Origin of the sequence: Aureicoccus marinus (genome assembly GCF_002954325.1) — a bacterium.
In the GTDB taxonomy this organism is placed as follows: domain Bacteria; phylum Bacteroidota; class Bacteroidia; order Flavobacteriales; family Flavobacteriaceae; genus Aureicoccus; species Aureicoccus marinus.
Map to the genome: position 1 here is coordinate 2,741,966 of NZ_MQVX01000001.1, position 15,001 is coordinate 2,756,966.

Below are 15,001 nucleotides of genomic sequence, written 5' to 3' on the forward strand. Positions count from 1 at the left end.
AGCACGGATGGAGCCCGTTTTGTTTTCGGCTTCCAGCTGGGTCTCTAGGGCTATTTCAGGGTATAGCGGTACAGAAAGCGGCCTCTGGATTGGGACTGTTCATCACTGATCAGTAGGGTATTCTCGTCCTCAAAGCAGACGGATTCCATTTGGGTAGGCCAAAGAAGATCGACCATCTTTAAGTTGGATTGAGGCAGGGCCGAGAAATCTGGATTCTCGATCAGCCACATCTTTCCGTAGCCCATCAGAACAAGTAGCTTCCCAGAAGGAGAGAGTGCCGCAGAAGTGATCTTGCAGTAGCGCTCCGTGGTGCAGGTGACAAAGCTTCCCAAGTATTCAGCCTCGTATTTCCCCGCTTTCGCAGGAATGCGGTAAATAAGAGATTCCCCGCTAAAGGGTTTGGTCCTGTTTTTTGTAAACAGGTAAAAGAAGCCTTGGTGGTATAAGAAAGCCTCGGTATCGTACAGGCGCTTTTTGGCTTTGGGAGGAAAGTCCTTTTGTTCCGGAAAAGAGAAGGCTATTTTTTCGGCCTCGATCTTATCGCCCTTTTCGGTTTCTGGAGACGGTAGAAGGTAGATCGCCAGGTCTTTGCGGGCATTGTCGTTATTCCCGAAGTCACCGATGTACAATTCTCCGTTCGGACCTTGGGCAAGGTCTTCCCAGTCCTTGTTTATGGCATTCTTTACGCGGAACGACTTGACCAGTTCACCGCTGAAGTTGACGGCGTAAATTTCATCCCGGTTGCCGTTGTCTTCAATAACCCATACCTGTTCGCCTTTAAAATAAGCCAAGCCTGAATTCTCGTTGAGTTTGGAAGGCAACTTACTCAAAACCTGAAGCTGAGGGTTTTGAGGCTGAGGTTCCTGAGCACATCCCGACAAAAAACTCCCGAAGGCCATCAGTAACAGCATCGTAGAGCAAGTGCGAAATGTCGCTGATTTATTCATTGGATTCCTCTGTTTTAAGGGGCAAGAAGACCTCGGCTTTCCAGCTTAGGGCGTTACCTCCCATATTGGGGTTGTTGTAGAAGAACTCAATAGGGGTATTTTCTACCGCTATTCCATTGCGTTCTGCGTAATTCTGCAAAGCGTACCAAGCCCGGTCTGAGGTGATGTAATTGCCGTTGTATTCCGCCTTGAGCACTTTCTTGCTGAAGAGCCGTTTGTATTTGATTTCTGGGTGGTTTGGAAGCCTCTCTGAACGGATGATCGGAAAGCAAAAATTGTAGTAGATGCTATCGTTGGTTTGGTTCCACTTGGTTACTTCGATAAAGGGAAGACCATTGAGTTGAACTTCATTTTCGGCCAAAACCTGGCTCAGCAGGGGCTGGTGTTTCATCATCATCGCCGCCTTTTCCCACTGGGTGGAGGCCACAGGAATATAGGCGCAAAAAGTCGTTCCCAGCTCTTCTTCTCCCAGGAAGGTCACGCGTGTGTTATTGAGGTGATCCTTGAGGCGGGTCCTAAAATCCGTCACATTTTGCAGGGTTCTCTGTTCCAGGGCTGTGGTCGAGAACGGCGAGGCCAAGCGGTTCGAAACAGAGTTGTTCTTGTCCGTGACGTAGAGCACGATCTGTGTCGTTGAATCGGTTTTTTGATTGAGTTCCCAACGGTATTGGTGCAAGGAATCTCCGTAGGGCAATAGTTGGATCAGTTCGGTCAAGTCATCCCCTTGAGCAATCCCTTGATCCGTAGGCAGGGACTTATCCCAGGCCTTGAGGGTTTGGTTGATGGTTCCGGGCAAGGCTTTTACCTCCCAGCGTGCGCGCGCATCATAGGGACGAAGGAAGAGGTACCACAGAAGACTGCCTAGAACAAGGGCTAAGGCGACCAATGCGATTTTTTTCTTCATGACAGAATTTAGTTTGTAATGTTCAACTTAGAAACGACGAGTTTACCCAGGCTCTGACCTTGATCAACTCCAACTTCCACCGCAGCGCGGTAGTGGATACCTCCGTACATACGGCTTATAGCTGCTTCCTGAGCGGCCGCTCTAAACGAAGTAAAAGAGCGCATCGGCAGACCGTAGGGCAATTCGGTGTCGTCATCAAAGGTAAAGTTATCTCCAAACAAATCGGTTAAGGCTTCAGAAGCTGCACCGGATACAACGCTGTGACCACTGGTGTACTCTGGGAAAGGAGGTGTTTGAAGTACAGGCTCCCAACTGTCATCGATGTGCTGGTTGATCAAGGTCTCCGGACGGATCAAATTTGAACGGTACTTCTCGTCCCAGCAGCTGATAAAGGCATCAAAGATGGCAATAGAGGTCTGGGTGTAGGCGGTAACGGTCTTGTTAAAATCCGAATTGGTCTTGCGGGCAGCAATCTTGGTGATACCGATCCAGTGAGCACCCGGGGTGATCTTTTTGGTCGCCAGCATCAAGTGGCCACGAACAACCGAAACGTACGGGTTGCAATCCCAAAAACGAGCGATGGCAATTTCTTCAGAACTATCCCCTTCTGCGGTGATTCTGTTACTGATATCATAGACCTCTTGAAGTTCTTTGTAAAAGTCCGACTCTTTTTCTAGAGAGAAGGCTGGCGGAGGCAGGGGTTTGAACTGAGCTGCGGAGTCGATGGCGAAAGGTCGAATCTTAGACCAATGAGGCTCAATCCCATCCATATAGGCCGGAGGAGTCGGTTGCCAACGAGAAGGATCGTCCGTATTCACACTGAATTTTGGCATGGTACGGGTCTGCTTGTAAAAGTCGCCATCCATCCATTGCTTGATGTGGTTTACAACAACCATAGCATGGGCCTTAGAGGCCTCAAACTGTTTTTTATTGGTCTTCCCCCAAAGCGCGTACAAACTGTCTTGGTAAGAAGTCATACGGTCTTCAGAAAAAATCAAGGCCTTGCTCACTTCCATGTGGGCGATAAGCGCCGCCAGTCTTGGATTCAGGTTGGCGGTATCTTTTGCTTGTGGCACGGATCCCAATTCTCGAACGCGACCAGCCAAAGAAGGCAAACCGGCTTCACTTTGCGCTAGGATCTCATAGGCCGCAATATTGGGATAGGCGTAAATACGGCTGGCAACAGGAGGCGAAAAAATATCGTGAACCATGATCTCGGTCACTTTATCCACCGCTGAGTGGTAGTCTTCAGCTCCTAAGACGATGTCTTCATCTTCTGAACAGGAGGTCGCCAAAAACAAGGCGAACAATCCGAGGAAGGAAAGAGTTGATAAACGCGTTTTCATGAATAAGTACTTTATTTAGTTAGGATGCCTTCTGGCGTTTACGGTTGTTTATTGTTGTCGATTTTATAGACTTCAGCCGCGGCGTTATTAAAGACGGCTAAAATATAGGATGCTCCGTTTTTCTCTAAACGACGCAAATGGCGCAGGCTTTTTTGTTGCCAGTCCAAACCTAGGGAGCTCCCGAGCTGGTAGTTACCTGGAGCCTTCCACAGGGCGCCCGGGAAGGAATCGAAACGGCCTTGGTAAGGCTTAACTCCAAAGTAGTTTCCTCCCATCAGCACTTCGTATTGCTGGTCTCCGTCAAAGTCGTAAACCAACATGTCCATAATCGGAGACAACTGCATTGGCCAGTCAAAAGGAACAAACTCGTAGCGGCCATTGTTATTCTTCAGTATTCCACTGCGTAATTCGTCCACTTCCCATATAGTGGCCTTTTTCAAGGCTTCTTTTCCGAGTATATCAGAAATGGACTGACCGGCAAAGGCGGTATAAGAGGTGTATTTTTTACGCAAAGAAACCATCTGACTACCCAAATCGTCCAAGCCTGTTATCGGATAGTATTTTCCGTCCTTGCTGATTCCGGTGATCGCCTCGGTTTGCCCATTGTCATCAAAGTCTGCCGTAAACAGTTTTAGGGGCTCTTCTTCAGAGGCCTTGAATTTGGTGTTGGTTCCCCAGTTACCCAGCAAGAAATCTTCGTCCCCATCTTGGTCAAAATCCAAAACCGCAACACTTTGCCAAAGACCCCTTGGGCCGTCAAAATCTTCTTCTTCTTTTAATTTGTTACCGTCCCAGACGTACTTTTTGGGAGCCATCCATTCCCCAACAACAACGATACCTGCGGGCTTGTCATTTCTGTCTCTGCCCAAGTCAACGGCAGCAGTAGGCATGCCGTCAAAGCTGAATCGTTGGGCGATGGAGAAGCGACCTCCGTTATTGAGAAGGAGGTAGGATTCAGCAGGGAGTCCAAAGCGCCCTGTATTGGTCTGATTACCGACCCAAAGATCTACATCTCCGTCATCGTCAATATCTGCGCTCAGCAGTACCGAGGTATTGGAGAAGTAGTCAGCGAGCTCACTCTTGGTAAAGGTAGAATCGCTTTGTTGGTAGTAGCTGTCTTTCAGAGCAGGGGCCTTTCCGAAGAAGTCTGCTCCCCCTGAGCCGGCAATGATATCCACTTGCCCATTGGCATCGAAATCCTCGGCAACCAGACTTACCCATTCCTGAATGGAATCTGCAGCGAGGGCAGCAGGTACTTCGGCGGCAGAAAAGGCCGAGTCGTTCTCCATAAAGAGTTGGGGAGGAAAGAATTTAGACCCTCCAAAGAGTATGTCCTTTTTCCCGTCCTGATTAAAGTCAGCCTGTACCAGGGCCGGTCCGCGATCGGAAACACTGTAAGGGATGAGCTTTTCGCGGTTAAAGTGGGAATAATTGTCTTCTTTATGCGTAAACGCAATACCGAGCTGGTCCCCCTGCAGTTGAAATAGGGGCGCTTTAGTCGGTTTTGCCGAAGGAAGCTTCCCAGTAGGATTGTAACGAACCACCAGGTGTTGTCCTGCTTTTTGGGCCCGAAGCTTTTGAAGATCTCCCCCGGGCCAGACAATTTGGACGGAGTCCACTTGCGTGGCTTCTCCTAATCCAAAGAAGAGGCGAGGTTCGGATGAGGCCTGGAACCCTCGGTTAGGGAAGAGCTCTCTGTAGTGGGCTTTCCCGTTGATATAGGCCGTAACCTGGGCGCCAATACCCCATTGATTCATCCCTGTTCCTTGGAGCTGCAGGGCCAAAAAGTTTCCTTTTTTCTTTCCGGTATTGATGTAAAGACTCGCCGCTTCGTTCAAGTTGTTGGTCACCAGGTCCAAATCTCCGTCGCGATCCAGATCGGCCCAGGCAGCAGAGTTTGAAACTTTGGCGCCTTTAGGCAGCCAATCGGAAGAGCGGTCTGCAAATTGAAAGGCCTCCTGCCCTTCGAAGACATAATTTTCGACATAACCATCCGGCATTAAGTCCAGGGCTTCCTGATCGATGATGCGGGTGTTGTCAATTTTATTTTTGATCTGATCATTCGAAACGAAACGAATAAAATCCAGGTCATTCGGACGCTGAGGAATCCCGTTCGAAATAAAGAGATCCTGTTTGCCGTCCAGGTTGTAGTCGGCAAAAAGGGCACCCCAACTCCAGTCGGTAGCGGCAACACCGCTGCTCAGGGCGGTTTCCAAAAACCCGCCTTTTTCCTGATTGACAAAAAGCATGTTCCGGGTGAATTGGTAGTGGTAACCAAATTGCTCGATTCGCATGCGCTGGGTCTGAATGTTATCGTCTCCTTCCGTGCTCTTCAATGCTTTTTCAGATTCCGGCAACATGTCTAACGAAATCAAATCCGGCCGGCCATCGTAGTTGAGGTCGGCCGCGTCATTCCCCATCGAAAACCGACTGCTGTGTCCAAAATAATCCCGCAGTGATTCTGTAAATGTACCGTCTCCGTTGTTGATATAGAAGTAATCGTCTTCATGGAAGTCGTTCCCCACGTAGAGATCGGGGTACCCGTCCTTGTTGAAATCCGAAACCGTTAAACCCAGGCCATAGGCATTGATTCCGCCGTAGATACCCGCCTCTTCGCTAATGTCCGTAAAACGGCCATCGTCATTGCGCAAGAGTTTGTCCCCTGTTTCGTAAATTCTTTCTTCTCTTAAATCAACCCGACCAAAGGACTCTTGGGTGTGAACAGCATGGTTCAGCAAGTAGAGGTCGAGATCTCCGTCCAGGTCAAAATCAAAGAAGGCAGCAGAACTGCTGTAGGAGTCATGGTCCAGGCCATAACGGGCAGACTCTTCTTTAAATGTTCCGTCTTTTTGGTTGATGTAGAGTTCATTGTGACCTCGAAAGCCTTGAATACCAACAACGGCACAGACATAAATGTCAAGCCAGCCGTCCCCGTTCACATCAGCCATCACGCTTCCGGTATTCCAGCTGCTTTTGCCTTCCACTCCTGCAGTTTCGCTCACATTTTCGAACTCCAAATCCCCTTTGTTCAGGTAGAGTTGATTGGGCCCCTGGTTGGCGGTGAAGAAAATATCGGGAAGGCTGTCGTTGTTGATGTCTCCGATGGCCACTCCGCCCCCGTTGTAGTAGTATAGATAATCTAGGATGCTGATGTCCTGATCGGGAAGGAGGTTATTGCTAAAGTCCACCCCACTTTTCGCAGGAGACCGCAATTCAAAGAGTTGATCTCCTCGAGAACATTGGGCAAAAAGCAGAGCGAGAAAAAGAATCCCCCTACAAAGGAGAATATGGTCTTATTGAAGCGCATAAACTCGAGGTGCATTATCGTTAATCGCCGCTATAAAATAGGCTTGACCGTTTTTGTCTTGGAAACGTGCCAGATGCTTGACTTCTTCTTTGATAAACAAACCGCTTTCTGCATAGTTTTGCCAGCTGAATTGCCCTGTCCCATCTCCGAGAAGAACGTGTCCGTAGCTTGCGTCAAGTCGAGAGAATTGGGGCTTAAACTCGTAGTTATTCCCCGCCATGATTAGGTCGGTGTTCCCATCTCCATTGACATCAGCGCACTGAATCCCGCATACACAGGACAACTGCACTGGGGAAGGTAATTCCTGAATGCGGAAGTTTCCGTTCCCTTCGTTAAAGGCAATCAATGAGGCCGAGTACTTGGCTGTCTTGACAATCGCTTGCTCCATCACCTGAGGCGCGAAAAGCTCTTGTACCGTTCGGCCAGCGTAGTCAGAGGCCTTGAGGTTCTCTTTCTTCAAAGAAACCAGCTGTCCGGTCAATTCTCTTTTTTGGTGGATAGGGAAGTCCTTTCCGTCTCGAGAGATGGCTGTGATTTGCTCAATGGTTCCGTTGTTATCAAAATCGTGGATGTAGAGCTTCATCGGTCTTTCGGGAACCGCAGGGTAGTGCAGGTTCTTTCCTTGGTTACCCAAAACCAAATCCAGGTCTCCATCGCCATCGAGGTCACTGGCCTCGACCGAGTTCCACCATCCGCTCAAGTCGTCAAGCGTACCAGGCACCCTAGAGAGTCGGCGAGTGTTGTTTTTAAACCAGATTGGAGTTCCCCATTCGGATACGGTGACCAAATCCGCGATTTCGTCTCCATCCATATCGGCCCAGACAGCGCTGGTGATCATTCCAGCATCTTTCAAGTCAAAGGCTAAGCGTTCCGTACTGTTTCTGAATTCTCCATTTCCGGTATTTTCCAGGAAGAGGTGATCCGGGTTTACCCCATAGGTGCCAGCGACAGAACGGGAACCGATAAAGACATCCATGTCTCCATCCTGGTCAAAGTCGTAAGGTGCTACAACCGACATGTTCTTGAAGGTGCTGGGCAATGCTTTTTCAGAAAGCTCCAGGCGTCCCTTCCCGTTGTTTAAATACAGGCGGGGGCGGTAACGTCTGAACTGATCCGCTTGGTTTCCTCCACTGGCGACCAACAAATCGAGATCTCCATCTTGGTCGGCGTCAAAGGCCGCGGCTGCGGTGTCCTCGTAATTTCTATCCTTGTCCAGAGCGGGCTGAACACTGGGCTGTAAACGGCCTCTTCCCTGGTGAAAATAGACCTGTCCCGGTTGATCCATTGCTCCCCCGACAAAGACGTCTTCGTGCCCGTCTCCGTTAAAGTCTCCGGTCGCCAACGCCGGGCCTTCCTGCGAGAGTTTTTGGTAGATAAGGCCTTCGTAATCGAAGTCGCTGTAGTTGTTTTCTTTATGTGAAATCAGCTTTTGGTCGACTTGTGCCAAAAGGGTTTGTGCTTTTGCGGGAGCCGGGATAACATAGGAAGCCAGGTCGGCATTGTACTCCAACTGCAGCAACTGATTGGCCTTTACATCGGTCAAGAGTTGTGTTTTTTGGTCAGGCCAGATGACACGAATGGAATCCAGTTGAGCCACCTTGCCCAATCCCTGGTGTAAACGGTAATCCATGGAAGACTGGAATCCTCTCGATGGAATCAATTCTTGTCGTACCTCTTGCTCATCGAAATAGAAGACCACTGTACTGCCCAAGGCATAGGGGTTTTTATCTACTCCTTTTAGCGCGACCTGGATGGAGTTGTTGCCCAGCTTTTCGGTTTTGTTCTCGTAGACGTAGGCTTCTGTATTGACATTGTTGATCACCAGGTCCAGATCTCCATCGTTGTCTAAATCTCCATAAGCGGCTCCATTCGACATGGTCGGCATCTCAAAGCCCCATTTTTCGTTCGCATTTTCAAAGGTGATATCCCCCTTGTTGCGGTAGGCGTAGTTCGGCTGAGGCTTGATCGGCATTTTAGCAATAATAGAATCGATGGACTCCTTGCGGCCAGTCAAAGCCATTTTTTGGATGATTTCATTTGCGAAGAAGTCCACAAAATCGAGGTCGGTAAGATCGTGGTTGATCCCGTTGGTGATAAAAATATCATTCAAACCATCGTTGTCCATATCAAAAATCAGCCCAGCCCAGCTCCAGTCGGTGGCTTCGACACCACTGAAATAAGCCACCTCAGAAAAACTGCCGTTACCGTTGTTCAGTTGGAGGGTGTTCTGAATGTACTGCTGAGAGAAGTCCTTACTTTGCTTGAGTTTAAAGACGTTATAGCCTTCAAACTCCATAACCGACTTGACCCTTTTTTCTTCCTCCGGCAACATATCGGTTATAAAAATGTCGTTTTGCCCATCGTTGTTGATGTCGGCAATATCGATTCCCATGGCCGAAAGACTCAGGTGGGAGGTGTAGTTTTTGATTTCTTCAGAAAAGGTCCCGTCTTTTTGGTTGATGTAGAGGTAGTCCCTTTCGTAAAAGTCATTGGAAACGTAGATGTCCGGATAAAGATCGTGGTTGATGTCGGTTACAAGAACCCCTAAACCAAAGCCAATCAAACTACCGTAGATCCCGGCATCCTCGCTCACATCGGTAAAGACACCGTCGTCGTTGCGCAGAAGCATATCCCCAACGCCTTTAAAAATATGAGGAACTCCTTCCCAGTCCTGAGCGCGCACCTCGCGTTGCTCTGCGTAACCCAAGCTACTTACCGGGATATTACTGTTGTTAAGGATGTAGGCGTCCAAGTCTCCATCGAGATCGTAATCAAAGAAACTGGCGTGGGTGGAGAAACCTGTTTTGGCCAGGTTGTATTGCTCCGCCATCTCTTTAAAGGTTCCATCTCCTTGATTGATATAGAGATCATTGTCGTGGTTGTTTCCTTCCAGGTTTCCGGCGTTGCTGACATAGATGTCTAACCAGCCATCGGCATTGATATCGGCCATCACCACTCCAGTCGACCAAGGTTTATTACCGGCCACTCCTGCCTTTTCGGTAACGTCCTCAAACTTCATATCCCCTTTGTTGATATAGAGGCGATTGGTCTCCATATTTCCGGTGAAGTAGATGTCTTGGAGTCCATCGTTATTCACGTCTCCAATGGCCACACCACCCCCGTTGTAAAAGTTGCGGTATTTGAAAATATTGAAGTCCTTCTGATTTTCGACGGCATTGACAAAGTCAATGCCGGATTCTTCCGGGGAAAGCAGGCTAAAAAGGGTGTCCTTTTTTTCGACGGGAACTTGCTCCTCGTCGTCACTACAAGCCATAAAGAGAGCGGTACACAAGACTACAGCTCCAAATCGTTTGAGTTCTTTCATTCTCCAGTACTATTACGAAATACCTGCAGCGGACCATCGTTGATTCCGACCAGGTAATAGGTATCCTTGTTTGAGTTAAGGCGAGCGATTTGACGCGCTGCACCATATGTCCAGGGAGTCTTATCGACTACCCAGCTATTGGTCTGATTGTTAAGGTGTAAAATTAAACCATGTTGGGCATCTAACCTACCCAGCTGTGTGCTAATTTGGTGCAGATTCCCCACCAAGTAGATGGCCAAATCTCCGTTGGTTGCTTCGGCGTGTAGATCGAAGACGGGGCTGCTCTGTGCCAGTTGAGGCCAGGCCTCAAAAACCCATCCGGATTCTCCCTTTTTACGGAGCGTCCCCGAACGCAGTTCATTCACTTGAAGAACCTCCGCCAGGGCGAGCGCTTCTTTACCAAAGAGCTCTTCCATACTCGCCGAAGCAAAGTCTTCGTATGACAAGAACTTCTTGTTCAAAAAGGGCATTTGCTTCACCAAATCGTCTTTGGACGAAAAAGGGGTTTCGGTTCCTTGGAGGTAATAGGTAATGAGGGGTTCCACACTGCCGTTCTTGTCGAAATCACTGCGGTAGAGTCGTAGGGGCTGATCGGCATTGGCTTCCCATTTGCTGTTCAGTCCCCAGTTGCCCAGCAGGACTTCTGGGGTTCCATCTCCATCGAGATCCTGTAATTCAATACTGTTCCACAAGCCTTTAAGCTCTGTCCATTCCGATGGGGTGGAGTAAACCAGTTGAGATCCGTTGTTCAGGTAGAGTTGTGGGCTACTCCAGTGACCGACGACCAACAGGTCGGGCGTTCCATTGTTGTCCCAGTCCACCCAGGCCTGATCAGTGAGAATACCGGCTTGCATCAATTGAGGAGACCAGCGCTCACTCACATCTTCAAAACCTTCTCCTGTGTTGCGAAGCAGGTAATGGCGTTGTGCTTTTCCGAAGGCTCCGCCAAAGGCATGACCCGTTAAGAACAGATCTGCTTTTCCGTCTTGGTCAAAGTCAATGCTTTCTATGGAGCTGCTTTGCAGGCTTATTTTTGGAAGGTAGCCTGCAGCCTCTGTAAGTTGCCCTTTTTGGTTCAGGTATACACGAGGCTCGAGGGCGGATCCCTTTTGAAATTCGTTTCCGGCACTGCCGACCACCAGATCCAGCCAGCCATCTCCATTGGCATCGAAGAAGTGGGCTGCCGTGTCTTCGTTCAGCCCCTTTTCTTCAAAATCGGGCATGTTTTGTTTTTCAAAACCGTTTTCCGTCTGAAAATAGAGTTCGCTGGCTTGGGCCTTGGCTCCACCGATAAAAACGTCTTCCAGGCCGTCTTGGTTCACATCTGCGACGGCGATACAAGGCCCTTGGTTGGAACCGGCAAAAGGGATTAAGGGAGAACGATCAAAGTCCAGGGTAGCGTTGTCGCGGTGCTCAAATGGAATCACAGAATCGAGCAGCTGTAATCCTGTTGGGTTGGAGGTCGTTTGATCGGCCAAAGGAGAATCACTTTGATAGGTGACCTTCGCCAATTGGTTGATTCCACTTGGCATCCAGTTTTGAACACGTCCATCAGGCCAGTGAATTCGTAAAGAATCGATTTGTTCTTCCTGCCCTAGCCCAAAATGTAAACGGTTGGAGTTTGATGACAAATAACTGTTGCCTGGGAACAGGGCCCGGTTTTGGGTTTCACCGTTTGAAAATAACTGTACCCGCACCCCAATACCTTGGCTGTTATTCTTTGGGCCTTGAAAAGCGAGTTGTAGCCAATTGCCCTGTGAGATTGTGTTTTCGAGGAGTTCAACCGGAGAGTTGGTGTTGCTCACCACAAGATCCAAATCTCCATCGTTATCTAAATCCACTTGGATGGCTCCCTGACTCATGGAGTTTTCACCGGACAGCCAGTTACTGGTCTGGTTGCTAAAAGTAAGGTCTCCCTGGTTGCGAAAAACATAGTTCGGAGTGGCTTTGGCCGGAATTTCTTCAATCAATGGCAGGTCTTTTTCTTGCATGCCCGCGTCCAGTCTTTTTTGGATCTGATCGTTGGCGATGAAATTGATAAAGTCCATGTTGTTGGTGGCCCCCTGAATTCCGTTCGATATAAATAAGTCTTCCCACCCATCCTGATCAAAATCACCTGCTACCGCCCCCCAGGACCATTCGGTGGCTGCTACCCCACTGAGAAAGGCAATTTCTGAGAACTTTTCTTCTCCCAGATTCAAATGCAAAGTGTTTTGCATGAATTGAGGATGGTAGCCTCGCTTGAGGTACTGTTGGTATATAGGGAAGGGGTACTCCAATCCTGAAGTCTTATAGGTCAATAGGTCTTCCGGAAGCATGTCGAGGGAAAACAGATCAAACAGTCCATCCCGGTTGAGATCAAAGATGGTGTTTCCCATAGAGAAATGCGTAGTGTGCCCAAGTACATTGTCATTTTGTGCGAGCAATTCTTCAAAGCGCCCGTCACCGGTATTCTTGTAGAAATAATCGTTTTCAAAAAAGTCATTGCCCACATAGAGGTCTGGCAGGCCATCATCGGTCAGGTACCCTACCGAAAGACCCAATCCATACCCGGTTTTACCCTGGTAGATACCTGAACGGGTACTGACGTCAACAAATCGACCATTTTTATTCTCGTACAGGCGATCACCGGAACGCGGGTCAAAGCCCATGCGTTGATCTCCTCGGCCATAAGTGCGGTTGGGGTGTACGGAGTGGTTGAGTAAGAAGGCATCGAGATCGCCGTCACCATCCATATCAAAAAAGGCTGAATGGGTGGCGTAGCCGGAAAAATTCAATCCGTATTTGGCTCCTTCTTCTTTGAACTGCGGAGTTCCATCAGCATTGTTCCCTTGATTGATGTAGAGGAGGTTATTCCCTTTCAGTTTTTCATAGCCTGCTACCCGGCAGATATAGATGTCGAGTAATCCATCTCCGTTGATGTCCACCTGATTCACTCCGGTGGTCCAACCTTCTTGTTGGTCCAGACCGGCTTCGACGGTTACCTTCTTGAACTTCCAATCTCCCTGGTTCAGGTAGAGCTCATCCGCTACCTCATTACCGCCAAAAAAGAGATCGATATAACCGTCTTGATTGAAGTCTCCGGCAGCTACACCACTTCCGTTGTAGTAATAGAGGTAGTTTAGGATATTCAGCTCAGGACGGGGAGTCAGCTGGTTGATAAAATCAACATCAGTCTTGGAGGCCCGATGGGAGGTGAATCCGGCTTTATCTTCGTTTTGGCAGGCTGTTATGAGGAGCAGTAAACTGCTTAAAAATATGGGTAATCCTTTCCTTTTCATTCTGTTCTTCCGCGGGCGAAATATAAGGATTCTCGAGGGATCGGACTTTTGATTTTGCAAAACTTTTTAGGCTGTTTATCCTGCAATAATGATTTTAAACAAGAAGAGGAAAAGCGGGCATTGAAAAATCAAAAAAAGCCTAAATTGCGATTCAACCAATTAATGAATTTATGGGAAATATAGCCGTATGGGATGTTGTGGTGATCGCCGGATACTTTTTGCTGGTCTTTGGAATCGCCTGGTTTGTAACTGTTAAAGAAAAGAGTGGTGCCAGTTCGAAGGATTACTTCCTCGGAGGCCGCAATCTCGGGTGGTTCGCCATCGGTGCCTCGCTTTTTGCCAGTAACATTGGATCAGAGCACCTAATTGGACTTTCCGGTGCAGGAGCACGGGGTGCTTTCCCGGAAGCCCAGTTCGAGATTTTAGCGGCTCTTATTCTTCTCCTTCTCGGATGGGTTTTTGTGCCCTTCTACATTAAGAGTGGGGTCTTTACCATGCCAGAATTCCTGGAGAAGCGCTACAACAAGGGATCGAGAATGTACCTCTCTCTTGTATCCATCATCTCTTATGTACTGACAAAAATTTCCTTTACCATATTCGCCGGGGCGCTAGTCTTTGAGGTCTTGCTTGGGATTGAATTTTGGACCGGAGCGCTGATCACCGTTATTGCCACAGGTATTTATACGGTTTTCGGAGGGCTCAAAGCGGTGGTGTATACCGATATGGTGCAGTCTATCATCTTTATTTTAGGAGGCGTAGCTTGTACATACTATGGTCTTGAAGCCATTGGGGGCTGGGATAACGTAATGCTCGCTATCGAAGCCAACGCTCCAGAGCCTGATACCTTTATGAGTTTATGGCGAAATAAAGAATACCCCTGGACGGGGGTTTTGTTAGGGGCACCGATCTTGGGGATTTGGTACTGGTGTACAGATCAGTTTATTGTGCAACGAGTCCTTTCTGCGAAGAATGTCAATGTAGCTCGCCAAGGAACCATTTTTGGGGCTGTTTTGAAGCTTCTTCCGCTTTTCATCTTTGTAATTCCTGGTATTGTAGCCTATGCGCTTTCCGTTACCGAATTCCCTGATTTATTTACGGTAGCTAATCCGATCACGGGAGAGGTAAAAACAACGACAGATGCGGCCCTTCCTGCTTTGATTTTGCGGGTACTCCCTGTAGGGATTAAAGGTTTAGTGGTCGCTGGATTTTTGGCGGCCTTAATGAGTTCCCTTTCCAGTGTGTTTAATAGCACCTCTACTTTATTCACCTTTGATTTTTATATGCAATGGAAGCCGAATGCTTCTGAGAAGGAGTTGGTCAACGTAGGACGTCTAGCTACCGTAGTATTGGTTTTGGTAGGATTGGCTTGGATTCCATTCATGCAGGCCTTGACTGAAGGGGGAGGAATCTACCGCTACCTGCAAAGTGTACAGGCCTATATATCACCGCCAATTGCAGCGGCCTTCTTGCTCGGAATCTTCTACAAGAAGATCAATGGTAAGGGAGCCTTGGCTGCTCTTTGGACTGGTTTTGTTTTGGGAATCGGGCGTTTAGTCTTGGAGTATATGAGTCAGGAAAGTGGACTGAAAATTGACGAGACTTCCTTGCTCGGTACTTTGGTGACGATGAACTTCTTGCACTACGCCATCTTCCTCTTTGTGGTGAGCATTGCTGTAATGGTTACCGTTAGTTTAAGTACTACGAAAACAGCGAAAGAAGTAGATCCGGTCTTGGTCTATCAAAAGAATGCGGAAGATAAGCTGTCTTTGTGGACCAACAAGGAGTTCTACTTGACCCTGGCCATTATCGCCGTAGTCCTTGTGATGTGGGTGTGGTTCTGGTAATGAACGAATAAATTGAAATAAAAAACCCGGCCTTTCGAGCCGGGTTT

Annotated in this window: 7 protein-coding genes; 1 reads left to right on the forward strand and 6 read right to left on the reverse strand. The window is 48.4% G+C overall.

Features of this window, described 5'->3' with window-relative positions; all coding sequences use genetic code 11:
* Positions 1-50 precede the first annotated feature (50 nt).
* From BST99_RS12800 to BST99_RS12825, 6 genes are all read right to left on the reverse strand, one after another.
* Positions 51-911 (reverse strand): hypothetical protein, encoded by an 861-nt coding sequence (locus BST99_RS12800; protein WP_245916267.1) that lies wholly within the window; start codon positions 909-911, stop codon positions 51-53.
* 28 nt (positions 912-939) lie between these two features.
* The gene (locus BST99_RS12805; RefSeq protein WP_105002143.1) at positions 940-1,851 is read right to left on the reverse strand and encodes a GyrI-like domain-containing protein; all 912 of its coding nucleotides are present in this window, start codon (positions 1,849-1,851) and stop codon (positions 940-942) included.
* 8 nt (positions 1,852-1,859) lie between these two features.
* A complete protein-coding gene (locus tag BST99_RS12810; protein ID WP_105002144.1) occupies positions 1,860-3,197 on the reverse strand; it encodes a vanadium-dependent haloperoxidase in 1,338 nt (445 codons plus the stop codon).
* 38 nt (positions 3,198-3,235) lie between these two features.
* Complete coding sequence (locus BST99_RS12815) at positions 3,236-6,409, reverse strand: CRTAC1 family protein (RefSeq protein ID WP_245916268.1); 3,174 nt, start codon at positions 6,407-6,409, stop codon at positions 3,236-3,238.
* An 81-nt stretch (positions 6,410-6,490) separates the two neighbouring features.
* A complete protein-coding gene (locus BST99_RS12820) occupies positions 6,491-9,829 on the reverse strand; it encodes an FG-GAP-like repeat-containing protein (protein ID WP_105002146.1) in 3,339 nt (1,112 codons plus the stop codon).
* A complete protein-coding gene (locus tag BST99_RS12825; RefSeq protein ID WP_105002147.1) occupies positions 9,826-13,110 on the reverse strand; it encodes a VCBS repeat-containing protein in 3,285 nt (1,094 codons plus the stop codon). The genes BST99_RS12820 and BST99_RS12825 overlap by 4 nt, the downstream gene beginning before the upstream one ends.
* A gap of 170 nt (positions 13,111-13,280) precedes the next feature.
* Here BST99_RS12825 and BST99_RS12830 point away from each other — a divergent pair, with 170 nt between their 5' ends.
* On the forward strand, positions 13,281-14,954 hold the full coding sequence (locus tag BST99_RS12830; RefSeq protein ID WP_105002148.1) for a sodium:solute symporter: 1,674 nt from the start codon (positions 13,281-13,283) through the stop codon (positions 14,952-14,954).
* Positions 14,955-15,001: the final 47 nt, after the last annotated feature.

Coding starts and splice junctions, on each gene's coding strand:
- BST99_RS12810 (WP_105002144.1), bottom strand. CDS start 3,197: ATGAAAACGCGTTTATCAACTCTTTCCTTCCTCGGATTGTTCGCCTTG.
- BST99_RS12800 (WP_245916267.1), bottom strand. CDS start 911: ATGCTGTTACTGATGGCCTTCGGGAGTTTTTTGTCGGGATGTGCTCAG.
- BST99_RS12805 (WP_105002143.1), bottom strand. CDS start 1,851: ATGAAGAAAAAAATCGCATTGGTCGCCTTAGCCCTTGTTCTAGGCAGT.
- BST99_RS12830 (WP_105002148.1), top strand. CDS start 13,281: ATGGGAAATATAGCCGTATGGGATGTTGTGGTGATCGCCGGATACTTT.
- BST99_RS12825 (WP_105002147.1), bottom strand. CDS start 13,110: ATGAAAAGGAAAGGATTACCCATATTTTTAAGCAGTTTACTGCTCCTC.
- BST99_RS12820 (WP_105002146.1), bottom strand. CDS start 9,829: ATGAAAGAACTCAAACGATTTGGAGCTGTAGTCTTGTGTACCGCTCTC.